The following is a 24,978-nucleotide window of genomic DNA, read 5'->3' on the forward strand; positions in this document are numbered from 1 at the left end:
TACTCTCCCGTCAGGATATGAATACACGGTTTTCCTTGTCTTGGTCCAAGTCACTGCTGGGTAGGTCTTTTTCTTACATTAATACAGCGGTGCTTTGTTGGTGTGTGGCTGGTGGTGCGGCTTGGGGGGCTGGTTCGGTTGTTGTTAATGAATTTCATTACAATTCGAAGGATAACTCGAGTCTTGAGGAGTTTGTGGAGTTGTACAATCCGGGGGATGCCGCTTACGACTTGAGTGGGCATCGGCTGGATGATGCGGTGTTTTATGAGTTTCCTGAGGGGACGGTTTTGCCGGCGGGCGGGTATTTGGTGGTGGCGCAACAGCCGCAAGTTCTGGAGGCAAAGTATGGAATTACCGGCGTTCTCGGGCCGTGGTCGGGCAAGCTTTCTTCGGGCGGAGAGGAGATCGAGGTTCGTAACGCGCTGGATACCAAAGTGGACAGTGTGAAGTATCGGGCGGGCTTTCCATGGCCGACGATGGCCGATGGCGCTGGCCCGTCCGCGGAGTTGATCCATCCGTTGCTGGACAACGGCTTGGGTTCGTCGTGGCGCTCCAGTGTGCCCGGGGAGGAAGTCGCGTACCTGCCTGGAATGGCGTCAGGATGGCGTTATTTCAGGGGGATTGATCAGGCTCCAAGTGCGGGTTCGCAGTGGAGGGATCCATTATTTGACGATAGTTCGTGGGAAATTGGGCAGGCTGGATTCGGCTATGGGTACGATACTGGTAACAACACCTCTCTGGAGGATATGTACCAGAGTTATACATCAGTCTATTTGCGACGATCGTTTACGATTGATGGTGGTTCTGTGCCGACGTCGATGAAGTTGCGTATGCGTGTGGATGACGGGTGTGTGGTGTGGATCAATGGTCAGGAAGTGGCGCGCTTTCACGTGCCCGATGGCGAGCTGGGGTATGATTCTGCGGCGATCAACCATGAACGCGAGGAGGAGGAGATTACCCTTCTTGGTACGGACTCGTATCTGGTGGCGGGAACCAACGTGGTGGCGGTACACGCACTCAATACCCGGGTCGGTAGTAGTGACATGGCGTTTGATATGTCGCTGAGTTCGACTGGTGCGGAAGAATTTCCAGCTAGTCCTGGGGCGGCGAACCGGACAAGCATCGCGCTCGCGGATGCGCCGCCATCGGTGACATCTGTGAGTCATGCACCGGCCAGTCCGACGACAGGTGAGCCGGTGGAGATTGCGGCGGCGATTTCAGATGAGGATGGGATGGGCGCGGTGCGTCTTGAATGGCAGCAGGTGGATCCTGGGAGTTATATCCGTCTGACCGACGCTGCATACGAGACATCCTGGCAAAGTGTTCCGATGACTGACGGCGGGGATGGGGTTTACCGTGCGAGCTTACCGGGGGAACTGCAGACCCATCGGCGACTGATGCGTTACAGGATTGTGGCGACCGATGCGCTGGGTAACGAACAACGGTTTCCTTACGAGGACGACGAGCAGCCAAACTTTGCGTACTTCGTTTATGATGGGGTTCCTGAGTGGACCGGTGCGCTTCGGCCTACGGCGTATGCGGGAGCGGACGCGACGGAGGCGGTCACTTATGGTGTGGATGTGATGGCGTCCATGCCGGCGATTCATTTGATAGCGGACTCAGGGGATGTGACCAATTCCCAGTATAATGCGAGTTTCCACAAGGTGAGGTTCCGCGGAACCCTGATCCAAAAGGGTGTGGTTTATGATCACGTTGAGTTCCGTAACCGAGGTCAGGCTTCCACGTATGTGAGTGGCAAAAACAAGTGGAAGATCTACTTCAATCGGGCCCGGGATTATCAGGCATATGATAACTACGGTCGGCCATATCGTGAAACTTGGAATGAGTTGCCAATCAATGCCAATGCGAGCCCATGGGCGGCAATCAACCGTGGGTCGGCCGGAGTGGAAGAAACCTCAAGCCACCGTCTTTATGCGCTGGGCGGCATGGCTGCGCTCAACACCCAGTACTTCCAGTTTCGCGTGATTGACGATGTGTCCGAGCAGGGTGCCGATCAATACAGTGGTGACCTGTGGGGATTGTATATGGGGTTTGAGCCGACCGAGGGGAACTTTATCGATGAGCATGACCTGCAGGATGGGAACCTATATTCCATTGAGGGGAACGAAGGCGACAAAGAGCGGCAGGGGCCTCCGCCAGCTACTGCGGACGACTCTGATTGGGTCGCGTTCCGCGATGGGTTGGCGCAAAGTGGCCAAACAGAGCAGTGGTACCGTGATCACGTGGATCTCGACATATTGTACACGTTCCTTGCGATCAACCGGCTGATTGGCAATGTGGATGTGCGTCCTGGTGATAACTATCGTTTCTATCACCGGCCGAGTGACGGGCGGTGGGTGATCATCGCGTACGATTTGGACATGATGTACATTCCGGCCCACCACTGGGGCGGGACGATGGACGGAGTGGTGGTGGCTGGAGCTCCCAATGTGTTCCGGGCGATCATGAGGCATCCGGAGATTGCGCGGGAATACCGCAACCGTTGCCGTGAGATCCTTTCGTTGGTGGGATCTGATAGTGGCGCGGCAGGAGGGCAGATTGGGCAGTTGATTGCAGAGTATGCGTCGTTTGTGAACCCGGTGGGGCAGGAGAAAACGTGGGCCGACATTGATGCTGCAATGTGGAACCTTCATCCGAGAACCGAGGGTAACGGGGCGAACTCCGGGCAAAGCAGTCACAAGGGGAACTTCTACCGTGCGGTTTACCACGATAGCCGTGGTGGTCTGGGGGGAACCTTGTCGAGTGCCTGGACCCGCACTCTGGTGGATGCGGACAGCGATGGGTTTTCCGACCATGAAGGCATGATGCGTTACTTTGTCGAATACTCGACCAATGCGTGGGACGGTGGGTTCTGGTCCAGACTGGCGGTGAACGGCGTCGATCCTGATCCTGACCGTCAGCTAGGTTATGGGTACCAATATCTTCAGTTTGAGGCGAACTATGGAGGGTGGGGCGACGCGAACAACAATCCGGGAGAGGAGGCTCTGCATGATGATTTTCCGCAGAAGCCGACCATCAGTGCGCTGAACCCAAGTTTCCCAGTGGACGATCTGGCATTCCGTTGCTCCGCCTTTGCGGATCCGGATGGCGCGCAGACGCATGCGGCGACTCAGTGGAGGATTGCGCAAATCAGTGCGCCTGGTGTGCCGGGCTTTGTGGCGGGTGAGCCATGGAAATACGAGCTGGATGCGACCTGGACGTCGCCGGAGATCGCAGCGGGAACGAGTGAGTTCAAGTTTCCACTGGGCCTGGCATCGGCGGGGAACCGCTACCGCGTGCGTGTCCGGCATCAAGACAACTCGGGCAATTGGTCGTACTGGTCCGAGCCGATTACTTTCGATGCGGTGGCGGCGGCGCCTTACACGCTGCTGCACTACTGGAACTTCAACAACTCGGACGAGGCTCCGGCATTCTCCATGCTCGGAGGATCGGAGTCGGCGGCGGGGGCTGTGGTGTACGATGACGGCGGGGACTTCGCTGCATTGAATGCGCGCAATGGCGACTCTGCTGGTATGCATCAGCGGGTGAATAGTCCGCTGACCCCAGGCACGGAGCTGCGCTTTGACCTCCCAACGCGAGGCTTCGGGGATGTTCTGATCCAATATGAGGCGCGCCGATCCGGCTCGGGAGCTGGCATTCAACTCGTTGATTATACGGTGGATGGCGGGGAGTCGTGGCAACGTCACTCTGAGGTATCAGTTGCGGATATTGATGGTGAGGCGGTGCCGGTGATCCCTCTGGATTTCAGTAGAACTCCAGGGGCGGTGGACAATCCGCGGTTTGGGATCCGCATCACGTTTTTGCAGGGCAGTGGCGGTACTGCGGGTAACAACCGCTTTGACAACCTGACAGTGGAAGGACGCCCGGTGGTGCCCGATTTCGAGGCGTGGAGAAGCCGGCAGTTCAGCGTCGATGAGCTGGAGGATGAGTCGATTTCAGGCGGGGATGCCGATCCGACGGGGGCGGGGATGACGAACCTGATGCGTCATGCTGCCGGTCTCGGGAGGGATGATGCGGTTACTGATGATAACGGCTACTCATTGATTCAACGCATCGATCCCGATGATGCGCCGGTGTATCGGTTCCGCTACAACCCAGCTGCGACTGATCTTCGGTGGAAGGTAGAAGCCGGAGCGGTGCCTGGATCGTGGACTCACGTGCTTTTTGACTCGGAGCTGACGCCAGCGCCGACGATGAAGGATGGGTGGGTTGAGATTGTGTTGCCGGACTCGTTGGACGGAGGGAGTGTGCGTGATCCGCGGATGTTCGTTCGTCTGCAGATTTTGTCGACGCCGTGATTTTGAGGTGCGGGGCGTGGGTTGGAAATAGGTTAGGAATGCCATGCGGGTGTGTTCCGAATGCTGTGGAATCAAGGTGTATTGCCATGTGGGAGCGGCCGTCGGGTGGGTGCTGCGCTTTGGTGGCATCGCACACTCGGCCGGGAATGGAGGGATGGTTTTCCTGGGGGGCGCTCGCCTGAGGCTCGCTGACCCAGGCTGGTATGAGACGCGCATTCAGCGCGGAATTGAGGGTGACGGGGCTCTGGTTGGTGCCATTCCGCTGTGCCCCATAAAAAAACATGTTCATGTTTTGTGGGGGCGGGGACGTGACCTAGCGCATGGGACTGCTGCGGGCATTTTCCACGGCGGTTGCTATGCGTCCACCGCCCCAATTGCCGGATGTCTTTAGGTAGTCGTCTGGTCGTTCGTATCTCGGCTGGCTTTATAGCTCGGCGGATATGGGTAGGGGCGGAGGGAATTGGAAAACGACCAAGAACAAAACCCGACAACGTTATGAAAAAACACCTCACCACCGGCGCAGCGATGCTGCTTCTAACCGCGGCTGCAAATGCTGCTGTGATCAACTTTAGCGATGACTTCGCAGGTAGCACCAGGACGGATCCAGGTGACGACTCCGCAGCTACCGCAACCAAACATCACCTGAATTATTCGGAAACAGCCAACACCACGACAGAGATCCGAACCCAGGAAGGCCCATTCAATAATGGAGGGACGCTCTTCCTCGCGGCACTCGCGAACGAAGCGCAGAGTGCAACCTATTTGGCGTCCAATACAGGGTTGGGAGCGGGCGTGGGCGATCAAATCTGGGTCACCAGTTCGGCTCTGACTCTGACTGCCGACTTTGCGAGCAACTGGAAGGACGTTTCAGCCGCAGTCACCAGTGGCTTCATGCTTGAAGGAGCAACGAGTGACTTGATTGTCAGCTGGAACCCCGGAGGTACGAACTACTCGGTGGGGCTCGGGGCATTGAGCATCACCGCTCCTACCGATGTGGTGGGGAGTTCGCTTTTCAGTGGCAGCGCGTCGGCTCCTACCGGCACGACCTTTGGAACCGTCAGTCTCTCGCTGATCGAGAATGGAGCCAACTACGACTTCACTCTGACGATGGGAGGGAGCACGAATTCCTTCTCCGTTGGCCAGGCATCGCTCGGATCGATCGAGGGGATTGGTTTCTACAATGCGGCCAACGGTGGTGGAGGTAACACCAATATCGACAACGTCACGCTGACCGGCATTACCGGTGTGGCCGCGGTGCCGGAGCCATCATCGGCTGCGCTGCTCGGATTGGGTGGCGTGGCGATGATCTTGCGCCGTCGCAAGTAGAGCTTCGCTCGAAGCTGCTTTTGCAGATTATTTGATTAATGGAGTCTTGGAGGATGGGAGAATGCCCACCGCCGAGACTCCATTTTTTTGGTATTACCCCTTACGGTTCTTGAATTCTTCGTAGGCGTCGAGCGCTTGTTTGCGACCTCCTGCGAGGTCGACGATTGGGAATGGATAATCCTTGCCCAGAGTGATGCCTGCTTTTTCGAGCTCGGCTTTTGATAGGTTCCACGGTTCGTGGATGGATTTGCCGGGGAGTTTGGCGAGTTCGGGGAGGTATTTGCGAACGTAGTCTCCATCCGGGTCGAAGCGGTGGGCCTGGGTGACCGGGTTGAAGATGCGGAAATAGGGAGCGGCGTCGGCACCGGATCCTGCGACCCATTGCCATCCCATGATGTTGTTGGCGAGGTCGGCGTCGACCAGGGTGTCGGCGAACCATTCGGCACCGGTCTGCCATGGTTGGAGCATGTGTTTGACCAGCAGCGAGCCGACGATCATGCGGACGCGGTTGTGCATCCAGCCGGTTTCCCACAGCTGGCGCAAGGCGGCGTCGATGATGGGGTAGCCGGTTTTTCCGCGGCGCCAGCGTTCGGCCAGCTCATCGTCCGCCGACCACGGGAATTGATCGTATTCCTCCTTCAGGCTGCGGGTGATTGAGTGAGGGAAGTGGAACATCAAGTGGTGGGCGAAATCGCGCCAATAGAGCTGGCGGATGACGCTCTTTTCCACGTCTTTGACCTTGGCCGTGCGCAACTGGTGGATGATTTCACGCACGCTGATCTGGCCGAAATGCAGCCATGGCGAGAGCTTGCTGGTGCCGTCGATCGACGGGATGTCGCGCTGGTCGGAGTAGTCTGCGGCGGCATTTTCGGTGAACTGGGCGAGTCGTTCTTCCCCTCCCTGGCGGGTTGGGTTCCAGTGGTCGGCCAGTTTTTCGTGCCATGGGATCGTGGGCAGGAGCGCGAGATCGTCGATGTCCTGTGCGGGGGAATTGGCGAACTTGTCCTTGAGATCGGGCATGGTCAGGGGCTGCCCGACCTCGTGGGTGATGCAGTGCTTCCAGAATGGAGTGAAGACTTGGAATGGCTTGCCTGATTGGTTGGCGATGTCGGTGGGCTCGTGGATCAACGAGGCACCGAAGCTCTTGGCGGTGATGCCAGCTTTCTGCAGAGCGCTTTTGATTGCGGTGTCGGTGGCGACGCCGTGGGGTTCGTAGCGGCGGTTCCAAAAAACACCGCAGGCGTTGTGCTCACGGACGAGTTCCAGGAGATCGCTTTCGACATCGGTGGTGGTCTTTAGATGCAGCGCACCGCCGAGTTGTTTGATTTGGTCGCCCAAGTCACGCAATGCCTGATGCAGCCACCACCGGGATGCGCCCCCTTCGCCGGACTTTTCGAGCTCCGCTGCGTCGTGGAGAAAGAGCGCAAGCACCGGGGCACCGGTGGCCACGGCAGCGGCGAGTGCCGGGTTGTCCGCCAGGCGTAGGTCACGGCGGAACCAGACAATGGCGGGGGGTGTGTTAGTCGTGGTTTTGCTCATGGCGGGGGGGGGCAGCGGATGGGGAGGGGGCGGATTGCTTAGCTCAATTCCGAGCGTGGGACGAAGCGGGAGTTTTCCACGTCTTTGACGACGTTGTCGTAGGGGAAGATACGGCCGTTCATGGTGATGTAGATGCCGGCGGGCAGGGCTTGCACCGCGGCGATGGCGCAGCCGATGTTGAAGATGGCATCGCTGGTTTTGAACATGGCAGGCTCGAGTGCTCCGGTGAAGACGATGGTTTTGTCCTGAATGTCGGCCAGAGCCATGGCGGACTCGACCATGGTGTCGGTGCCATGGGTGACGATGATGCGTTGGCCGGGGGTGGCTTTGATTGTGTCTGCGAGCACCTGACGGTCGGCGTCGGTGATCTCCAGGCTGTCTTTTTGCAACAGCGGGGTGATCTGGTAATCCACGGTGACCGGTAGTTCTTCCAGCACGCGTTTGATATTCGGGCAGCCGACCTGATAGGTGCTTTTGGCATCGAAGTAGATTTTATCGATGGTGCCGCCGGTGGTGATGATTTGGATGGGCTCGTGGATCATGGCGTGGAGTTAGCGTTGGATCGTGGGAAAGATGTGTGTCTTGATGGTGCTGAATCAAGGCGTATTGACGTGATGGGAGCGGCCATCGGGAGTGCGCTGCGCTTTGGAGAAGCCGTCCGCTCGGCCGAGGGGAGGGTGGTCGGGTTTACCTGGGGTGGCGCTCGCCGGAGGCTCGCTGACCCCAGGCTGTTATGAAACTCGCCTTCAGCGAGGCATTAGCCATGAGTCAGTGCCATTCACTTGTGCCCGTTATTGGGGCGGGATCAAAAAGAAAAAAGCGGGCGCTCCGGAGTGACCGGAACGCCCGCTGGTAGATAGGTGCTGGAGACTCGGCTTACTCGCTGAACTCGCTGACGAGTCCGCTGAGGGTGGCCTTGGCGTCGCCGTAGAGCATGCGCACGTTGTCTTTGAAGAAGAGCGCGTTCTCCAGGCCGGAGAAGCCGCGGCCCTTGCCTCGCTTGAGGCAGTAGACGGTGCGTGCCTTGTGCACGTTGATGATAGGCATGCCGTAGATCGGGCTGGCCTCGTCATCGAGCGCGGCTGGGTTGACCACGTCGTTGGCGCCGATGACCACGGCGACGTCGACGGTGTCGATCACGCGGTTGATGGCGTCCATCTCCCACAGTTGCTCGTAAGGAACGTCGGCTTCAGCGAGGAGCACGTTCATGTGACCTGGCATACGGCCGGCTACCGGGTGCACGGCGAACTCGACCTGGCAGCCTTTGGACTCGAGGATCTCCGCAAGTTCCTTCACCGCGTGTTGGGCCTGGGCAACGGCCATGCCGTAACCAGGGACGAAGACCACGTGGCGGGCGGCTTCAAGCACGTAGTAGGCGTCTTCAGCCGATGCTGCTTTCATTTCGCCTTCCATGGCGGTGCCTGCTTTACCTGCAGCGGAGCCGAAGCCACCGAAGAGGACGTTGCCGAGGCTGCGGTTCATTGCCTTACACATGATGCCGGTAAGGATGAGTCCGCTGGCGCCGACGAGGCAGCCTGCAACCACGAGCACGTTGTTGAGGATGATGAATCCTGCGAACGCAGCTGCGATACCCGAGTAGGAGTTGAGCAAGGCGATCACCACAGGCATGTCGCCACCACCGATTGGGATGGTGCTGAGCACGCCGAGCACGAGTGCGGCCGAGATCAGGACGATGACGGTGGTCAGAGCGCATGCGCCGGATGGAGCGATGGTGAAGGTCACCACAGCGCCGATGGCGGTGAGCAGGAGCAGGATGTTGAGGATGCCGGAGCCCGGGAACGAGATCGGCTGGCCGGGAAGCTTCTCGGAGAGTTTGCCCCAGGCGACCAAGCTGCCGGTGAACGTGATGCCACCGATGAGGATGGTCAGCGCGATGGCCAGTGCGGCGAACCAAGCTGGAACGGTGACACCGCTCTGGGCTGCAAGGTTGGTCAGGTAGGTCTCAACGCCGCCTTTGACGGTGTAGATTTTGACGAACTCGACCACACCGATCAACAAACTGGCGAGACCACCGAGGCCGTTGAAGATTGCGACCATTTCCGGCATGCCGGTCATTGGGACGCGGGTGGCAGCGATGGCGCCGATGGCTCCACCGAGGAGGACGCCGCCGATGATCATTGGCCAGGCCAACCCGCCGTAGAGCAAGGTGGCGACGATGGCGATCATCATGCCGACTGCGGAGAGGCGGTTGCCGCTACGCGCGGTGTCGGCGTGACCGAGCATCTTGATGCCGAAAATGAACAGCACCGACGCAATGATGTAGAGGAGGTTGATAACGACAGCCATTACTTCTTCCCTCCTTTGTTCTTAGCTTGGAACATGGCGAGCATGCGGTCGGTCACCAGGTATCCGCCAACCACGTTGACAGAGGCGAAGACGAGGGCCGCGAAGGCGATCCACTTGGTGACCGGGCTTTCGCCCACGTTGAGAGCCATCAGCGCACCGACAATGGCGATGCCGGAGATGGCGTTGGATCCCGACATCAGCGGGGTATGCAGTTGCGATGGCACCTTTGAGATCAGTTCCACACCGAGGAAAATCGCCAGTGTGAACGCAAAGAGCAGCAACAAGAGTGGAGCTAAATCCATAATATGTGTGAGTTAGTGGGTTGGACTCTTGCCCGGGTTAGGCATTGGCGAATTTTTCATGGACGATCGCGCCTTCGTGGGTCATCAGGCAGCCGGCAATGATCTCGTCCTCGCGGTCGAGCTTGATTGTCTTGGCTTCTTCGTCCCAGAAGTGCTCGATGAAGTTGACCAGGTTGGAGGCGAACATGAGGCTGGCGTCTTGCGCCGAGTGGTTCTCAATGGTGTCGCATCCGATGATCTGGACGCCTTCTTCGGTGATCACGGTTTCGCCTGGCTTTGATCCTTCGACGTTGCCGCCGGTTGGGGAGGCTGCCAGGTCGACGATCACGCTGCCCGGAGCCATTCCCTTGAGCATGTCCTTGGTAAGGAGCAGTGGGGCAGGGCGGCCGAACAACTTGGCGGTGGTGATGACCACATCCGAGTCGCTGCAGACTTTGGCCATGCCTTGGCGCTGGAGTTCGAGTTGCTCTGGTGTGAGCTCTTTGGCGTAGCCTTGTTCAGTTTGGCCCATTTCGCCGAGGTCGATCTGAACGAACTTGGCACCGAGCGACTGGACTTGCTCGGCAACCACCGGGCGGGTGTCGAAGGCTTCGACGCGTGCGCCGAGACGCTTGGCGGTAGCGATGGCCTGAAGGCCTGCGACGCCGACGCCGATGACGAAGTACTTGGCTGGCTGGATGGTGCCGGCCGGGGTCATCATCATTGGTAGGATCTTCGGCGATGCGTCCGCTCCCATGAGAACGGCGGCATATCCGGCGATGCTGGCCTGTGAGCTCAGCGCATCCATTTTCTGAGCGAGCGTGGTACGCGGCATCATCTCCAAGCTCACTGCGCTGACGCTTGCACTAGCAAAGTCGGCCATCGGGGAACTGTCGGAGAATGGGTTGAGGAAGCTGATGTGCAGCGCTCCTTTTTTCAATTGAGCAATGGTCTCTTTCGGCGGGGACTGCACACGAAGCACGACATCGGCCTGGCTGATGGCGTCAGGTCCCACGATGGTGGCACCAGCTTCTTCGAATGCGGCGTCTGGGATAGCACTCCCGACTCCCGCGTTGGTTTCCACTGCGACGGACAACCCGAGGCGAACCAGACGGCGCACCGTGTCTGGCACGGCGGCAACCCGCTTCTCGGATTCCTTTTCTTTAGCGATAAAAACCTGCATAGGCACCGCACTGATCATCCAATAACCCACCTAGTCAAACCTGCCAACGTGACATGCCCGTGAATTCCTACGGATTTCCCAAGGATTCCGCCTAATTGGTCAATGCCTCGGCAGATCTGACTCCAAACGATGATTGGATCAAGCGCCCGTGACCTCGTCATTCCACAGCTTGATCCAGCGGTCGTAGGCTTTTGGGATCGGAGCTTCGAAGTCGAGGCGCTCGCCGGTGACGGGGTGGTCAATGGACAGACGCCAGGCGTGGAGCATGAGGCGGCCGGTCTTGGCGCTCTGGCGGGCGGGCTTGGCGTAGATCGGGTCGCCGATGAGCGGGTGCCCGAGATGTAGCATGTGGACGCGGATTTGGTGGGTGCGTCCGGTGTGCAGCGTGCAGACGACGAGTGAGCTGTCGGTGGAGTGGTCGGTGGCGACGACTTTGTAGTCGGTGATGGACGCTTTGCCCGAGCCTGGGTCGACGACGGCCATCTTCATGCGGTTGACTGGATGGCGGCCGATGTTAGTGAAGACGCGGCCTTCGGGTTTGCTCGGCGTGCCCTGGGTGACGGCGAGGTAGACTTTGTCTGTGGTGCGGGTGGAGAATTGTTCCACCAGCGAGCGGTGTGCGATGTCGGATTTGGCGACAACCAGGCAGCCCGAGGTGTCTTTGTCGAGGCGGTGGACGATGCCAGGGCGTTCGTGGCCGCCGATGCCGGAGAGTTTCCCGCGGCAATGGTGGAGCAGCGCGTTGACGATGGTGCCGTCTTCGTTGCCGGCGGCGGGGTGGACGACCATGCCTTCGGCTTTGTTGAGCACGATGAGTTCGTCGTCTTCGTAGAGGACGTCGACCGGGATGTCCTGGGGCTGGGCCTCGATGGGCTTTGGATCCGGAATTTGGATGGTCACCACGTCGCCGCTGCCCACGGGTTGCTTGGGTTTGGCCTTGGCGTGGTTGAGCTGGATGTCGCCGGACTTGATCAAGGACTGGATGCGCGAGCGTGAAAGGTCCGGGGCATGGCGGGTCACGAAGACGTCCAAGCGTTCGCCGATATGATCTGTGACCGTGATTTCCATAGGGGGAATGGATGCCACGGATGAGCAGAGCTGGCAAGCGGTCAGCGTGGCGGTTGGTTCGAGTTTGGGGGCTCACGCAAAGGTCCAAAGATCTCGATGGGCGGAATGGTGTAGAGGAGGGCGGGGAGGTTTTACGTGTTAGGTGGTTATGTTTTAGGGGAGTGCGGCTGCGCCGGATGGTTCGGCTTGCCGACCTGGAGATCGGCGTTCCTGCGGCCGTGCGGTGACTTTTTCGAGGGCCCTTAATCCAAATCGGCGTAATCGGCGTAATCGGCGGATCTTCAAAAGCGAACTGGAGTGGTGTCCGGTGTGACGGGGAGCTGTGGATAGCTCACGCAAAGACGCGGAGGCGCAGAGGGGGGGGAGGTAGATTGCTCGCTGCGCTCGTTTGATTAGGTGGCCGTACTGGAGAACGGCGGTCCGGCAGGGGGCTTGTGTGGAGAGCGATTGAACAGGATGCAAATCTGAGGAATCGGCGTAATCTGCGGATCATCAAAAGCGAACATGAGTGGCGTCCGCTGCGCCAGAGGTCTTTGGGATCTTTGGGGCTTTGCGTGAGTCACATTCCGAGAGGAGTTCGTGGGGGGGGGGGGCGCAGCGCTATAGATCCTTGGTTTGCGCCCCGGTGTGAGTTGCTACAAAAAACTGAGGGCCAGCCCTGTCCGGATGATTTGACGCTGTGGGTCGTCCGCCCTATGCTCCCGCAACAGAAAATTCTGGGATTAGATCTCCCGATTTCCCCTTCTACAAAACCATGGAAAACGTAGTTATCATCGGAACTGGCTGCGCCGGCTATACCGCGGCGATTTACACCGGACGTGCGAACTTGAACCCACTGATCCTTGCTGGAACGCAGATCGGCGGTCAGCTGACCACCACCACCGAGGTGGAGAACTTCCCAGGCTTCCCTGACGGAATCATGGGTCCTGAGCTCATGATGAACATGCAGACCCAGGCGACCAAGTTCGGCGCCCGCGTCGAGTACAAGAGCGCTCTCAACGTGGAGAAGCAGGAAGATGGTACTTTCAAGATTCAGGTTGGCGAAGATGAGTTCATCGAATCGAAGACCGTGATCGTGGCGACCGGTGCCGCGCCGCGTCACCTCGGGTTGCCAAACGAGAAAGAATTGATCGGCCACGGTCTGACATCGTGCGCGACCTGTGACGGTGCATTCTACCGCGACGTGCCTGTGGCAGTGGTGGGCGGCGGCGACTCCGCATGTGAAGAAGCTGACTTCCTCACTCGTTTCGCCAGCAAGGTCTACCTCGTACACCGCCGCGACGAACTGCGTGCCTCGAAGATCATGGCCGAGCGTGCGCTTGCCAACGAGAAGATCGAACCTCTCTGGAACTCGACCATCGCCGAGTACCTCACCGACGACGAAGGCGAAGTGCGTGCCATGTTGCTGGAAGATACCCAGAACGGCGAGCAGCGCGAAGTGGAAGTGAAGTGTGTGTTCGTGGCAATCGGGCACACTCCTAACACCTCGTTCCTCGAGGGGACCTGCGAGTTGGACGAAAACGGCTACCTGCTCCAGAAGCACGGAATGCAGACCAGCGTTGAGGGCATCTTCGCCGCCGGTGACGTGGCAGACCACGAGTACCGCCAGGCAATCACAGCTGCGGGTCAGGGATGCGCCGCCGCTCTGGAAGCCGAGCGCTACCTCGCCAACCTTGGCGCGTAATTAGTACCAGACTCACCACCTTTTATCATGTCGAACACAGAAACCGTTTATCAGTCGACCGACCGCCCCGTGGTTGGAATCATCATGGGCAGCACGTCGGATTGGCCGACCATGGAGCACGCCGCCAACATCCTTGAGGAGTTTGGCGTGCCGTATGAGAACAAGGTGGTGAGTGCCCACCGTACTCCCGAGTTGCTTGTCGATTACGCGACCAAGGCGGTGGAGCGCGGGATCAAAGTGATCATCGCCGGTGCGGGTGGCGCGGCGCATTTGCCGGGCATGACCGCGTCGATGACGTCGCTGCCTGTGTTGGGCGTGCCGGTGCAGTCGAAGGCACTGAGTGGTTTGGATTCGTTGTTGTCGATCGTGCAGATGCCTGGCGGTGTGCCGGTGCAGACGCTGGCGATTGGCAATGCGGGGGCGAAGAACGCAGGGCTTTCCGCTGTGGCGATCCTTGCGCTTGGCAGCGATGACCTGCGCGCCAAGTTGGACGCGTACCGTGCAAAGCAGACTGCGGCTGTTTACGACAGCCAGAACGACCTGCCTGTGCCGGCATCGACACCGGTTGAATTGTAAATCATAGCCAAAGCGAGACATCATGAGCAGCGATACTTCGATTCAGCCACCGGCGACCATTGGCGTGGTTGGTGGTGGGCAGTTGGGCCGCATGATGGTGCTGGAAGCCCGGCGCATGGGGTTCCGCACCGTGGTCTTTACCGATGAGGCACCGGGTTGCCCGGGTGGCCAGGTGGCGGATGAGGAGATCAACGCGACCTTCGATGACGCCGAGGCCAAGGAGGACTTCCTTTCGAAGATCGACGTCTGCACTTACGAGTTCGAGAACATTCCGGCGGACTTCATTGCTTCGATCGAGGCGGAGCTGCCGGTGCATCCGAGCAAGTTCGCGTTGGAGACCTGCCAGCATCGCGAGCGCGAGAAGCTCTTCCTCCGCGGCCACGATATCCCATGTGCGCCGTTTGCGGTGGTCGATTCGGCCGAGTCTCTGGCGGACGCGCTGGAGCAAATTGGCACTCCTTGTGTGCTCAAGACCGCAGCGTTCGGCTACGACGGCAAAGGACAGATCAAGATCAGCGAGGCTCCTGTGGATGCCGCGGCGGTGGAGAAAATCTGGAGCGATCTGGATGCCCCGCGTGGCGTGCTGGAAGGCTGGGTCAACTTTGTGGCCGAGGTTTCAGTCGTGGCGGCTCGTGGTATCGGTGGCTCGTTTGCGCCATTCCCGGTTTCCGAGAACATTCACACCAACCACATTCTCGACACGACGATCGTGCCAGCCCGCATCAGCGACGAGTCCGCGGCCTCTGCGGTGGCGTTGGCGAAGTCGGTGGGTGATGCGCTCGGTTATGTCGGCGTGTTCGCTGTGGAGTTGTTCCTGCTTGAGGACGGCTCGCTGGTGGTCAACGAGATCGCACCGCGTCCGCACAACTCGGGTCACTACACGATCGATGCGTGTGACGTCAGTCAGTTCGGGATGCAGATCCGTGCGGTGGCTGGCCTGCCGTTGAGTGCGCCACGTTTGTTGCGTCCTGTGGCAATGGTGAACCTGCTCGGTGATGTTTGGCCTGAGGCCGAAGTGCATCCGGATTGGTCGCCGGTGCTCGACGACCAGGATGCTCGTCTCCATTTGTACGGCAAGCGGATTGCCCGCGCAGGTCGCAAGATGGGGCACTTCTGCGTGCTGGCCGATGATGCGGAGACCGCGTACATGAAGTCGCAGGAGATTATGGGCGAGCTGAAGCGCTAGGTTTCAGCTGTTGGTTTTTTCATTGCCGTCCGGTGCATCCCAGTGCCGGGCGGTATTTTTTGTGGGGAGGTTTTAGGTTCTTAGGTGGTTAGGTTTTAGAGGGGGCTCGCGCGGCCACTCGGAGTGAAGCAACGTTGGTTGGGTGGCCTGGATTGACGGTGTCCTCACCGTCGAGGGGGGAAGTGCTCGCTGCGCTCGTTCGTTCTGGTGGCCGTACTGGAGAACACGCGGTCCGGTAGGGGCGCTGGTGGACGGGGCTAAATCTGAGGAATCGGCGTCATCTGCGGTCCTCAAAAGCGAAGATGAGTGGCGGGGTTGGTGGTGATGGCGGCACGAAAAAGCCGGACACCGCGGGGTGCGGTATCCGGCTGGGTATGATGTTATGATTTTTGGCTTTTAGAAGAACCACTTCAGACCGGCGACGACGATGTGTTGTTGCACTGGATCGTCGCTTGGGAGGTCGGCACCCCAGTAGTTGAGATATTTGTACTCAATGTAGATGCTGGTGGTGTCGTTGTAGAAGTAGTCGCAGCCGGCGATTGCCTGGGCGGCGAGGTCTCCGTTGGTGTCGTTATCGCTGATGCGAGCCGAGGATCCGCCGATGGTGACACGGGTGTCTTCGGTTTGGCCGACCCAGCCGCCGATGCCGACGCCAAGGTATGGCAGGAAGGCGGAATCGGTGTCGAAGCGGAGGATGCCGTTGATGAGGAAGGCTCCGGTATCGAAGCGGGCGGTGGCGCTGCCGACGTTGCTGCCGCTGGAGTCACGGAGGTCGAGTCCGACATCGACGCCGTTGTAGAAGGCGTCGAGTTCAATGGCGGGCTTGACGGTCTCTCCGTCCCAGCCGTAGCCCCACTTGATGCCGCCGACGCCGCCGATCTTCTCCTTGGCTTCGAGGGCGTAGCTTTCACCGCCGATGGTCCGGCGGATGGTGCCCTCATAGTTTTGGTAGGCGTTGATACCTCCCTGGAGTGAGAAGTACTGGCCGACCCCATAACTTGGTGCGACATCGATTGGTTCGATGGCGATTTGTTTTGGAGCGGTTCCTGCGGCGGCGATGCCGACGGAGGCAATGAGGAGGCTGATTGTAGCTTTCATGGTATCTCTGGGTGTATAGGTTTTGGAGCCCGGTTGAAGCTGGCGTGTAGAGCCATTCTCCGGTCGTGGGATCCTAACGACCTAGGTGGAGAGGAGAGGCGTGCGCCCTCGCTGGTTACGGGTGGCGATGTGTTGGTGGATGCACTGATGCGTACGATTGTTTGCGTGTCGTGCCCACCCTCTGACAGAGATAGTTTGTTTGTGATTGGCCGCTGTTGGCATCAGGGCACAAAAAAACCTGCTCCGCAGAATCTGCGGAACAGGTTTTGTAGGGAAAATCCCTGGAAGGTCCGATTAACGCTTGGAGAACTGGAACTTCTTACGTGCGCCTGGCTGACCTGCCTTCTTACGCTCCTTCATGCGAGGGTCGCGGCGAAGGAAGCCGGCAGCCTTGAGGGCTGGGCGAAGCTCAGCGTCGAACTGAATCAGAGCACGGGCGATGCCAAGCTGGATGGCACCGACCTGGCCGCTGAGTCCACCGCCGTGGGTGTTGACTGCGAGGTCGTACTTCTTGAGAGACTCGGTCAGTTGGAGTGGGGCGAGCACTGCGTTCTGCAGTGTGACGGTGCCGAAGTAGTCTTCGAAGGCACGGCCGTTGATGGTGATCTCGCCGGTTCCTGGCTGAAGGCGAACGCGTGCTACCGCGGTTTTGCGGCGTCCGGTTGCGCAGATGGTGTTCGTCGTTGCTTCGCTCATGATGAAATTGGATTGGAAGGTGATTACTAGGCGACGGTGTACTCAGCAGGGGACTGAGCTTCGTGTGGGTGCTCGTTGCCGGCGTAGACCTTCAGTTTCGAGAAGATCTGGCGACCGAGGCGGTTGTGAGGGATCATGCCCTTGACTGCCATCTCGACGATGCGCTCTGGCTTGCTTGCGCGGAGTTCAGCAACGGTGTCGACCTTCTTACCACCGACGTAGCCGGAGTGACGGACGTACTGCTTCTGCTGCTCTTTCTTACCAGTGAGCACAACCTTCTCTGCGTTGATGATCACAACGAAATCGCCGGTGTCGACGTGTGGTGTGAAGATTGCCTTGTGCTTGCCGCGCAGGAGGCGGGCGGCGGCCACAGCCACCTGACCGAGGACTTTACCCTCGGCGTCGATGACGTGCCATTTACGGTCGATTTCTTGTGCCTTCGCTGAGAACGTTTTCATGCCTTCAATTGAGAAAATTAGACTGCTCCGGCAGGGAGCGAGTGCGAAACCTATGCATTTCCACCCCAGTGTCAAAAAGAATCATTCACAGAATCGTGGGAAAGTGGTTGATTAACGGCGGATTCCGCGGTTTTGCGACGGCAGGTTGGTGGGGCGTGCGGCGTGTGGGGATGGTGTATTGCGTGTGATTTGGTGCTGGCTCCGGCGTGTTGGCTGTTGTTGTATCGTGCAGCGATAGAAAAATGATCGAGCAGATGACGCGTAAAGATTCCTCTAGTCCGGCCCGCAGCGGGCGAAGTGTATTGATTGCCTGTGGCGGCACCGGTGGGCATTTGTTTCCCGGGATTGCCGTGGCGCAGGAGTTGGTGGCGCGCGGGCACCGGCCGCTGTTGTTGATTTCTGGCAAGAAGATCGATGAGACGGCGTCGGCCGCGTACCCGGATCTGGAGTTTCTGTCCTTGCCAGCGGTGGGGATGCCGAAGCTGTTGTCGCTGAAATTTCCGGTATTCGTGTGGAAGTTTCTCAAGTCGCTTGGGATGTGTCGGCGGTTGATCCGTAAGCGTGGTGTTTCCGCGGTTTTGGGAATGGGAGGCTTCACCTCGTTGCCGCCGGTGATGGCGGGCAACCAGCTCAAGCTGCCGACCTACGTGCACGATTCGAATGCGTTGCCGGGCAAGGCGAACCGAATTGCCGCTCGGTTTTGTAATGAGGTGTTTATTGGAATGGAGGCTGCTGCGGCTCACTTTCCGAACCGTCCGGCCAAGATGGTGGGGACACCTGTGCGCGATGCGGTGCGGGGCGCGGCTGGTGCTTCCGACGAGCAACGGGCCGCGGCTCGTGAGTCGTTCGGATTGCTGCCTGACCGGGTGACTCTGTTGGTGACCGGTGGGAGCCAGGGGGCGCGGGCGCTGAACCGTGGGCTCGGTGAGGCCTTGAAAGACGTGCCGGATGAGGCGCTGCAGGTGCTTTGGATCTCTGGTGCCTCCGCCGAGGCCGAAGTGCGTGAAATGGCGGGCCAACTCGCGCAGCGGGTGGCTGTCTTGCCATTCTGTGACCGGATGGAGGATGCTCTGATCGCGGCGGACTTTGTGTTGGCTCGTGCCGGGGCGTCTTCGTTGACTGAGTTTTCCGCAGTCGGCTTGCCGGCCATTCTCGTGCCTTACCCCTATGCGGCCGAGGACCATCAGCGGGTGAATGCCGAATACTATACCAGCCGGGGGGCGGGTGAGGTGATGGATGAGAAGGATCTGACTCCGGCGCATCTGGCGGCGACCTTGATCCGCTGGGCGGATTCGGATGCGGAGCGGGCTAAGATGGGCGCCGCGATGCGCGCGTTGGGCGTTGATTCCCCGGAGGCTGAAATTGCCGACTTGTTGGTTGGGAAGTGATGCAAAAATCTGCGACTGCCCGCGGATCTGTGCGGGATGCAGCCTTGACCTGATTCGGCATCTGAAGGAAGTCTACCGCATGTCTGATCCTACCTCCGCTCCACTTGAATTGATGAACTCCCTGGCCTCCGGTGACCGGAGGTTGGACGTGCATTTGATTGGTGTGGCGGGTTCGGGGATGAGCGGGATCGCGGGGATGATGCTCGAGCTCGGGCATGCGGTGAGCGGGTCCGACCGGGTGAGTTCGGCGGAAGTCGAGCGCTTGCAGGGATTGGGGTTGCGGTTCACGTCGCCGCAGACACCAGCGAGTGTGAACGGAGCGGACATCGTGATTTATTCGTCGGCGATCCGTCCGGGCAATGTGGCGTACGACGCCGCGGCTGCGGCCGGGCTGCCGATGGTGCGGCGGGCTGATGCTCTGGCTGCGGTGCTCAATGCACGACGCGGCGTGGTGGTGGCGGGAACGCATGGCAAGACGACAACCTCGTCGCTGACGGCTCATGTGCTGCGCACCGGCAAGGTGGAATCCGGGCACTATGTCGGGGCGGAGATCCCCGTGCTGGGGACCAACGCACACGTTGCAGAGAATGGCGGCTACTTCGTGGCCGAGGGCGACGAAAGTGACGGGACGCTGGTGAAGTACCACCCGGAGCACACCATTTTGCTCAACATTGAAGAAGAACACCTCGACTTCTATTCGGGGCTCGATGAGATCAATCAGGTTTTCAAAACCCTCTGCGACCAGACGTCCGGCACGGTTTATTTCTGCGGGGCGGATGCCAACGCGGCGGCGCTGTGCCGTGGCCGCGAGCGCACGGTGAGCTACGGCTGGGATGAGGATTGTGATCTGTACGCCACCAACGTGCACTTCAACCGACGCGAGACGGCCTTCAATGTGGTGCGCAATGGCGAAGATCTCGGTGAGTTTTTGCTCGGTGTACCCGGGCGCCACAACGTGCTCAACGCAATGGCGGCGATCGCCGTGGCGCAGGACCTGGGGGTGGACGCCGCAGCCATCCGCGATGCATTGCGCACCTTCCACGGAGCGCGGCGTAGGTTTGAGTCGCGCTACCGCAGCGAGCGCTTTTCGGTGGTCGATGACTACGGGCACCATCCGACGGAGATCGCCGCGACGATGGAGGCGGCGCGTGCCTTGAACCCACAGCGGATTCTGACCTTGTTCCAGCCGCATCGCTACAGCCGCACCCAGCGTCTGCGCGATGAGTTCGGTCGCTCGTTCTGGATGGCGGATCAATTGGTGGTCTCTGATATCTACCCAGCGAGCGAACAACCAATCCCAGGGATCACAGGGCAGACCGTTGCCGACGCCGTGGGTGAGTGTGCCCAACGCGATGATCTGACCGTGCGTGCGCAATACGTGCCGACTTTGAAGCAAGCCCGTTTGACGATTGGCAACCTGGCGCGGCCTGGTGACATGTTGATCACATTGGGAGCGGGCAACGTGCACGAGTGCGCGGTGCCTTTGGCGCGCGATTTGAAGACGTTGGAGTCGCTGGTTGCTGCCAGCGGGGAGAGTGAGATGAAGGCGCGGCTGTACGAGCCGATGAAAAAGCACACGACCATTCGGATCGGCGGGCCTGCCCAGTTCTGGGTTGAGCCGACGACTTTCGACGGTTTTGCCGGTATTGTGCGTTATTGCCGCGAGCATGAAATCCCGGTGCGTGTGGTCGGTCGTGGCTCGAACCTGCTGGTGCGCGATGGTGGCATCCCGGGCGTGGTGATTCACCCGAATGGTGGCGAGTTTTCCGAGGTGAAAACGAGCGGCACTCGGATCACGGCGGGTGTCGGAACGCGCTTCAAGAAGCTGACTGCGGTTGCACGCGACCAGGGGATTGCCGGCTTCGAGTGGATGGAGGGGATTCCAGGAAACGTCGGCGGTGGCTTGCGAATGAACGCGGGGGCCATGGGGACATCGACCTTTGATCAGGTGGTCTCCGTGCTGCTGATCAACCGCAAAGGCGAACTCGAATGGCGGCCTGCCTCCAAGATGGTGGCGCAGTACCGCAATGTGGCGGAATTGGTCGACGAGTACGCGTTGGCGGCCACGTTCGAAGGGCAGGAGGGAGATCGCGATGCGATCGATGAACTCATTGCCGAGTCCAAAGACAAGCGGAAGTCGAGCCAGCCGGTGGCGGCGAGTGCCGGTTGTATCTTCAAGAACCCGGAGCCGTGTCCTGCCGGAAAGCTGGTCGATGAGCTGGGTATGAAAGGCTCGTCCGTCGGGAAAATCCGCGTGTCGGATATCCACGGGAACTTTATTGTGAACGAAGGCGGCGGGACGGCACGTGAAATGCTGCAGTTGATCGAGCGCATTAAATCCGAGGCCCGTGCGTCGCGCGGCATCGAGATGGAGACAGAAGTGCAGATCATCGGAGAGGACGAAGTGAACTTTTAACGATTAGACGGGACTAGACGCAGATGAGTTGTGACCAAACGATTTCCAAAGAGGATGTGATTGCCGTGCTGATGGGCGGCCCTGGCAGTGAGCGCGGGGTGTCTCTGGCATCTGGCAAGAGCGTGGTCGAAGCGCTGACGGGCGCGGGCTACAACGCGGTGCCGGTGGATGTGACCGGGCGCGATGTGGTGCTGCCTGAGGGCACAGTGGTGGCGGTGAACGTGATCCATGGCACCTTTGGTGAGGATGGTGAGCTGCAGCGCGTGATGGAGGGGCTCGGCGTACCGCTGACGGGTGCCGGTGTGGCATCCAGCGAGCTCGCGTTCGACAAGGTCGAGTCCAAGAAGGCATTTGTCGCCGCAGGGGTGCCGACTCCTGCTTGTGAGATTTTGAAGCCGGGTGAGCGCCCGCAGATGTCCGTGCCGTTGGTGGTCAAGCCGGCGCGCGAGGGGTCGAGTGTGGGCGTGCATTTGGTGCACGACGAAGCCGGCCTGCAGCCTGCGCTCGACGATGCGGCAAAGTATGGTGACGAGGTGTTGGTCGAGCAGATGATCAGCGGCAAAGAACTGACGGTCGGTGTGCTCGACGGGCGCGCGTTGCCTGTGGTGCACATTTGCCCCCGCTCCGGGTTCTACGACATGGCGAACAAATACCCTTGGATGGGTGGATCGGGTGGGACGGACTATTATTGCCCGGCAGACCTCACTCCGGAAGTGACTCAGCGCGTGCAGGAAGCTGCGGTGAAAGCGCACCAGTCGCTTGGGATCGAGGTGTATTCACGGGTCGATGTGTTGCTCGATGCGGACGGAAATCCGTGGGTTCTCGAGGCAAATACCATCCCGGGAATGACGGAGAGCAGCTTGTTGCCGAAGGCGGCACGTGTGGATGGGCTGGAATTTGCTGATCTGTGTTTGAAAATTATTGAATTATCTATTCAAAAGGCTGGTTGATTGTGAAATAGTCTTAACCAATTCACCTGGAATCACCTGGGGCATATAGTCGCTTGGTGATTTTTGGTGGTTGTCTACAAACAACCCCGATGCCCACCCGCCGTACAACCCAGACACGCACCCGCACGCGCACGCGGTCGCTCCCATCCCGGAGTGCCCGTCGTGATTCCGTCGTGTTGAATGTGCGTGCCGACTCCAAGCGGGGGAAGGGGGTGCGACGTGCGATTTTGGCGCGATCCCTTTTCAAAGGTGGTCTGATCCTGCTCGCGTTGTTGTTGAGTGTGGTGATGGTGAAGCACGCGTTTCACCGCATGTTGTTCCGCAACGACCACTTTGCGTTGAGGCATGTGGAGTTTTCGACCAATGGCAAAACCGGCCGCGCCAAGGTGATGGAGAAGCTGGAGGAGAACGGGCGGATTGAGAATTTGCTCATGTTGGATTTGGCGGAGATGGAACGCACGCTCGAGACGGAGTTGCCGACAGTCGCCGATGCCAGAATTTCCAGAGAGCTTCCAGGGACCTTGGTGATCGAGTTGAAGGAACGCCAGCCGGTGGCTTGGTTGTCGTGCCCGCAACTTGGGATTCGTCCGCGCAGTTCGACCTGCGGCCAGTTGGTGGATGCCGAGGGCTACGCGGTGGCCTGTGATCGGCTGAGGGTTGAGTACATGTCCTTTCCCGTCATCGAGGTGGCGGACATTCCGGCGGTGGTGACCGGCCGTCCTATTGATTCGCCCTTGCTGCTGAGTGCGCTCGAAGCGTTGTCGGAAGGGGGCGAGCAACTGATGCCGCAGCGCACGTCGATCACCGAGATCCGAGCTGTGAATGATTACTCGTTGCTGGTCGTTCTTGAGTCCGGTGAGGAAGCGATCATCTCAGTGGATGATGTGGAAACCGACATGGAGCGGTTTGCCTACGCGTTTGCCGAGTTGAGCCGCGGTGCGGACGATGGTCGTTCGTGGCGGGTGAACCTATTGGCGCAGCACAATGTGCCGGTGCAATTTTTTGAGCGGAAGAGTGGCTATTCAGGTGTTCGCAGAGGTCGTAGTTCCTCATTGCAGCAGCGTGAAAGTCGTCCGCCCCGCCCACGGGTCGTGGATCCAGCCGAGCTGGAGAAGCGGTTTGGTCCGGGTGTTTCCACCCAAGTTCCGGCAGGTTCCCGACCGTCGGTTGAAAATGATCTGCGTGCGATACTGAATCGCGGTTGATTTCCGCCCCAATCTCATGCACAAAAAGCACTGATGGCAAGGTCGCAGATTTACGTTGGATTAGAGATCGGTACAACCGAGATTTGTGTGGTCGTGGGGGAAGTGAATCCCGATGGCGCGATCAAGATTCTCGGTGTGGGTACCACCCCGTCACGAGGGGTGAGAAAAGGAGAGATTGTCGATTTTGAGACGGTTCAGACGTGTCTTCACGATGCTTTGTTACGAGCCGAGGAGCGCAGTGATGTGATGATCCGCAATGTGTTCCTCAGCGTGACCGGCGGCCATATCGAGTCCTGCAACAACCGCGGTTGTTTGCGGATTCCGGACGACGATAGTGAGATCACTGACGAGGATGTCGACGAGGTGAAGAACATTGCGCGTGAGGTGACCATTCCGAAAGAGAATGTCTTCATGCACGGGGTTTTGCAGCATTACCACGTCGATGGCCAGGAGCGCATTCTCGACCCCGTCGGCCGCATCGGCGAAAAGCTGGAGGCGGACTATCACATCATCCACGGCATCAAGAGCCGGGTGCAGAATCCGATCCGCTGTGTGCGTGAGATCCCGGTGGAAGTTGAGGAAGTTGTCTTCGCGCCGCTGGCTTCGTCGCAAGTCGTGCTCAGCCGCGAGTCCAAGAACCGTGGCGCGCTGATGATTGATATCGGCGGAGGCACCACGGACTTCGCATTGTACAAGGATGGTGTGATTGTCGACAGCGGATGCATTCCAGTCGGTGGCGACCACATCACCAACGACATCGCGTCGGTGCTCAAGATTCCACTTTCCAAGGCCGAGCTGCTCAAGTGCGAAGAGGGCTGCGCAATCCCTGGCGATCCGGGCGTGTCTGAGATCATTTCGATGCCGGACGATACTGGGTTCGTTGGCCGTGACGTTGAGCGCGAGTTGCTCGACTCCATCATCAACGCGCGACTTGGTGAGACCTTTGAGTTGCTCTACGACCAGCTCGAGGCCCGCAATGGCTTCGACGGTGTGGGCGCTGGTGTGTTCCTCACCGGGGGCACCAGCAAGATGCGCGGGATCGACCGCTTGGCGGAAGAGATCTTCCGGATGCCGGTGCACCGCTCGAGCTCGAAGCATGTCAGCGGCCTGACGGCAACCTTTGAGGATCCGTGCTACTCCACCGCGATTGGATTGATCCGCTACGCGCAGATGCAGGACGACGAGGCTTATCGTGCCAAGAAGGGCGGCTTGATCGGGCGCTTGAAGAGTGTGTTTTCGCGCCGCTAAGCACGCATCATGGCGGGTGGTGAACCGGCCATGCTCTGTCGTTTCGTTAC

19 protein-coding genes are annotated in these 24,978 nt (G+C 59.4%); 10 read left to right on the top strand and 9 right to left on the bottom strand.

Annotation, left to right across the window (positions count from 1 at the left end; translation table 11 throughout):
- Positions 1-17 precede the first annotated feature (17 nt).
- Complete coding sequence (locus G3M56_RS05585; protein ID WP_235203608.1) at positions 18-4,319, top strand: lamin tail domain-containing protein; 4,302 nt, start codon at positions 18-20, stop codon at positions 4,317-4,319.
- A 495-nt stretch (positions 4,320-4,814) separates the two neighbouring features.
- Positions 4,815-5,645 (top strand): PEP-CTERM sorting domain-containing protein, encoded by an 831-nt coding sequence (locus G3M56_RS05590; protein WP_164362690.1) that lies wholly within the window; start codon positions 4,815-4,817, stop codon positions 5,643-5,645.
- 93 nt (positions 5,646-5,738) lie between these two features.
- Here G3M56_RS05590 and G3M56_RS05595 read toward each other — a convergent pair whose 3' ends face one another.
- The 6 genes from G3M56_RS05595 to G3M56_RS05620 all read right to left on the bottom strand — a co-directional run bounded on the left by G3M56_RS05595 (position 5,739) and on the right by G3M56_RS05620 (position 12,023).
- On the bottom strand, positions 5,739-7,184 hold the full coding sequence (locus tag G3M56_RS05595) for a cryptochrome/photolyase family protein (protein ID WP_164362692.1): 1,446 nt from the start codon (positions 7,182-7,184) through the stop codon (positions 5,739-5,741).
- 38 nt (positions 7,185-7,222) lie between these two features.
- Complete coding sequence (locus G3M56_RS05600) at positions 7,223-7,726, bottom strand: asparaginase domain-containing protein (protein WP_164362695.1); 504 nt, start codon at positions 7,724-7,726, stop codon at positions 7,223-7,225.
- A gap of 334 nt (positions 7,727-8,060) precedes the next feature.
- Positions 8,061-9,491 carry an NAD(P)(+) transhydrogenase (Re/Si-specific) subunit beta gene (locus G3M56_RS05605; RefSeq protein ID WP_164362697.1) on the bottom strand — a complete coding sequence of 477 codons (1,431 nt, stop codon included), beginning with the start codon at positions 9,489-9,491 and terminating at the stop codon, positions 8,061-8,063.
- A complete protein-coding gene (locus G3M56_RS05610) occupies positions 9,491-9,793 on the bottom strand; it encodes an NAD(P) transhydrogenase subunit alpha part 2 (protein ID WP_164362699.1) in 303 nt (100 codons plus the stop codon). The genes G3M56_RS05605 and G3M56_RS05610 overlap by 1 nt, the downstream gene beginning before the upstream one ends.
- A 37-nt stretch (positions 9,794-9,830) precedes the next feature.
- Entirely contained in the window at positions 9,831-10,955 is a 1,125-nt protein-coding gene (locus tag G3M56_RS05615) for an NAD(P) transhydrogenase subunit alpha (RefSeq protein ID WP_164362701.1), read from the bottom strand.
- Positions 10,956-11,093: 138 nt separating this feature from the next.
- On the bottom strand, positions 11,094-12,023 hold the full coding sequence (locus G3M56_RS05620; protein WP_164362703.1) for an RluA family pseudouridine synthase: 930 nt from the start codon (positions 12,021-12,023) through the stop codon (positions 11,094-11,096).
- A gap of 754 nt (positions 12,024-12,777) precedes the next feature.
- Between G3M56_RS05620 and trxB the strand changes: the two genes are divergently transcribed.
- The 3 genes from trxB to G3M56_RS05635 are packed head-to-tail and all read left to right on the top strand — an operon-like array spanning position 12,778 to position 15,469.
- Positions 12,778-13,707 (top strand): thioredoxin-disulfide reductase, encoded by a 930-nt coding sequence (gene trxB, locus G3M56_RS05625; protein ID WP_164362705.1) that lies wholly within the window; start codon positions 12,778-12,780, stop codon positions 13,705-13,707.
- A gap of 27 nt (positions 13,708-13,734) precedes the next feature.
- Positions 13,735-14,283 (top strand): 5-(carboxyamino)imidazole ribonucleotide mutase, encoded by a 549-nt coding sequence (purE, locus tag G3M56_RS05630; RefSeq protein WP_164362707.1) that lies wholly within the window; start codon positions 13,735-13,737, stop codon positions 14,281-14,283.
- 22 nt (positions 14,284-14,305) lie between these two features.
- The gene (locus tag G3M56_RS05635; protein WP_164362709.1) at positions 14,306-15,469 is read left to right on the top strand and encodes a 5-(carboxyamino)imidazole ribonucleotide synthase; all 1,164 of its coding nucleotides are present in this window, start codon (positions 14,306-14,308) and stop codon (positions 15,467-15,469) included.
- Between the two features lie 396 nt (positions 15,470-15,865).
- Here G3M56_RS05635 and G3M56_RS05640 read toward each other — a convergent pair whose 3' ends face one another.
- The 3 genes from G3M56_RS05640 to rplM all read right to left on the bottom strand — a co-directional run bounded on the left by G3M56_RS05640 (position 15,866) and on the right by rplM (position 17,721).
- A complete protein-coding gene (locus G3M56_RS05640; protein WP_164362711.1) occupies positions 15,866-16,567 on the bottom strand; it encodes an outer membrane protein in 702 nt (233 codons plus the stop codon).
- A gap of 294 nt (positions 16,568-16,861) precedes the next feature.
- Positions 16,862-17,263, bottom strand: a complete 402-nt coding sequence (rpsI, locus tag G3M56_RS05645) for a 30S ribosomal protein S9 (protein ID WP_164362713.1) — start codon at positions 17,261-17,263, stop codon at positions 16,862-16,864.
- Positions 17,264-17,289: 26 nt separating this feature from the next.
- Positions 17,290-17,721, bottom strand: coding sequence for a 50S ribosomal protein L13 (gene rplM / locus G3M56_RS05650; RefSeq protein ID WP_164362715.1), 432 nt, complete (start codon positions 17,719-17,721; stop codon positions 17,290-17,292).
- A gap of 254 nt (positions 17,722-17,975) precedes the next feature.
- On the opposite strand from rplM, the gene murG reads away from it, so the two are divergent.
- From murG to ftsA, 5 genes are all read left to right on the top strand, one after another.
- The gene (gene murG, locus G3M56_RS05655; protein WP_164362717.1) at positions 17,976-19,109 is read left to right on the top strand and encodes an undecaprenyldiphospho-muramoylpentapeptide beta-N-acetylglucosaminyltransferase; all 1,134 of its coding nucleotides are present in this window, start codon (positions 17,976-17,978) and stop codon (positions 19,107-19,109) included.
- A gap of 79 nt (positions 19,110-19,188) precedes the next feature.
- Positions 19,189-21,525, top strand: a complete 2,337-nt coding sequence (gene murC, locus G3M56_RS05660; protein ID WP_235203609.1) for a UDP-N-acetylmuramate--L-alanine ligase — start codon at positions 19,189-19,191, stop codon at positions 21,523-21,525.
- Positions 21,526-21,548: 23 nt separating this feature from the next.
- Positions 21,549-22,475, top strand: coding sequence for a D-alanine--D-alanine ligase (locus G3M56_RS05665; protein WP_164362719.1), 927 nt, complete (start codon positions 21,549-21,551; stop codon positions 22,473-22,475).
- 227 nt (positions 22,476-22,702) lie between these two features.
- Positions 22,703-23,680: a cell division protein FtsQ/DivIB gene (locus G3M56_RS05670; protein ID WP_235203610.1), complete on the top strand. Its 978-nt coding sequence runs from the start codon at positions 22,703-22,705 to the stop codon at positions 23,678-23,680.
- 33 nt (positions 23,681-23,713) lie between these two features.
- A complete protein-coding gene (ftsA, locus tag G3M56_RS05675; RefSeq protein WP_164362722.1) occupies positions 23,714-24,928 on the top strand; it encodes a cell division protein FtsA in 1,215 nt (404 codons plus the stop codon).
- Positions 24,929-24,978: the final 50 nt, after the last annotated feature.

Source organism: Sulfuriroseicoccus oceanibius (genome assembly GCF_010681825.2).
GTDB lineage: Bacteria > Verrucomicrobiota > Verrucomicrobiia > Verrucomicrobiales > SLCJ01 > Sulfuriroseicoccus > Sulfuriroseicoccus oceanibius.

Bases quoted from the DNA above. Each gene is read 5' to 3' on its own strand.
- G3M56_RS05585 (WP_235203608.1), top strand. From the start codon at position 18: ATGAATACACGGTTTTCCTTGTCTTGGTCCAAGTCACTGCTGGGTAGG.
- G3M56_RS05590 (WP_164362690.1), top strand. From the start codon at position 4,815: ATGAAAAAACACCTCACCACCGGCGCAGCGATGCTGCTTCTAACCGCG.
- G3M56_RS05595 (WP_164362692.1), bottom strand. From the start codon at position 7,184: ATGAGCAAAACCACGACTAACACACCCCCCGCCATTGTCTGGTTCCGC.
- G3M56_RS05600 (WP_164362695.1), bottom strand. From the start codon at position 7,726: ATGATCCACGAGCCCATCCAAATCATCACCACCGGCGGCACCATCGAT.
- G3M56_RS05605 (WP_164362697.1), bottom strand. From the start codon at position 9,491: ATGGCTGTCGTTATCAACCTCCTCTACATCATTGCGTCGGTGCTGTTC.
- G3M56_RS05610 (WP_164362699.1), bottom strand. From the start codon at position 9,793: ATGGATTTAGCTCCACTCTTGTTGCTGCTCTTTGCGTTCACACTGGCG.
- G3M56_RS05615 (WP_164362701.1), bottom strand. From the start codon at position 10,955: ATGCAGGTTTTTATCGCTAAAGAAAAGGAATCCGAGAAGCGGGTTGCC.
- G3M56_RS05620 (WP_164362703.1), bottom strand. From the start codon at position 12,023: ATGGAAATCACGGTCACAGATCATATCGGCGAACGCTTGGACGTCTTC.
- trxB (WP_164362705.1), top strand. From the start codon at position 12,778: ATGGAAAACGTAGTTATCATCGGAACTGGCTGCGCCGGCTATACCGCG.
- purE (WP_164362707.1), top strand. From the start codon at position 13,735: ATGTCGAACACAGAAACCGTTTATCAGTCGACCGACCGCCCCGTGGTT.
- G3M56_RS05635 (WP_164362709.1), top strand. From the start codon at position 14,306: ATGAGCAGCGATACTTCGATTCAGCCACCGGCGACCATTGGCGTGGTT.
- G3M56_RS05640 (WP_164362711.1), bottom strand. From the start codon at position 16,567: ATGAAAGCTACAATCAGCCTCCTCATTGCCTCCGTCGGCATCGCCGCC.
- rpsI (WP_164362713.1), bottom strand. From the start codon at position 17,263: ATGAGCGAAGCAACGACGAACACCATCTGCGCAACCGGACGCCGCAAA.
- rplM (WP_164362715.1), bottom strand. From the start codon at position 17,721: ATGAAAACGTTCTCAGCGAAGGCACAAGAAATCGACCGTAAATGGCAC.
- murG (WP_164362717.1), top strand. From the start codon at position 17,976: ATGACGCGTAAAGATTCCTCTAGTCCGGCCCGCAGCGGGCGAAGTGTA.
- murC (WP_235203609.1), top strand. From the start codon at position 19,189: ATGTCTGATCCTACCTCCGCTCCACTTGAATTGATGAACTCCCTGGCC.
- G3M56_RS05665 (WP_164362719.1), top strand. From the start codon at position 21,549: ATGAGTTGTGACCAAACGATTTCCAAAGAGGATGTGATTGCCGTGCTG.
- ftsA (WP_164362722.1), top strand. From the start codon at position 23,714: ATGGCAAGGTCGCAGATTTACGTTGGATTAGAGATCGGTACAACCGAG.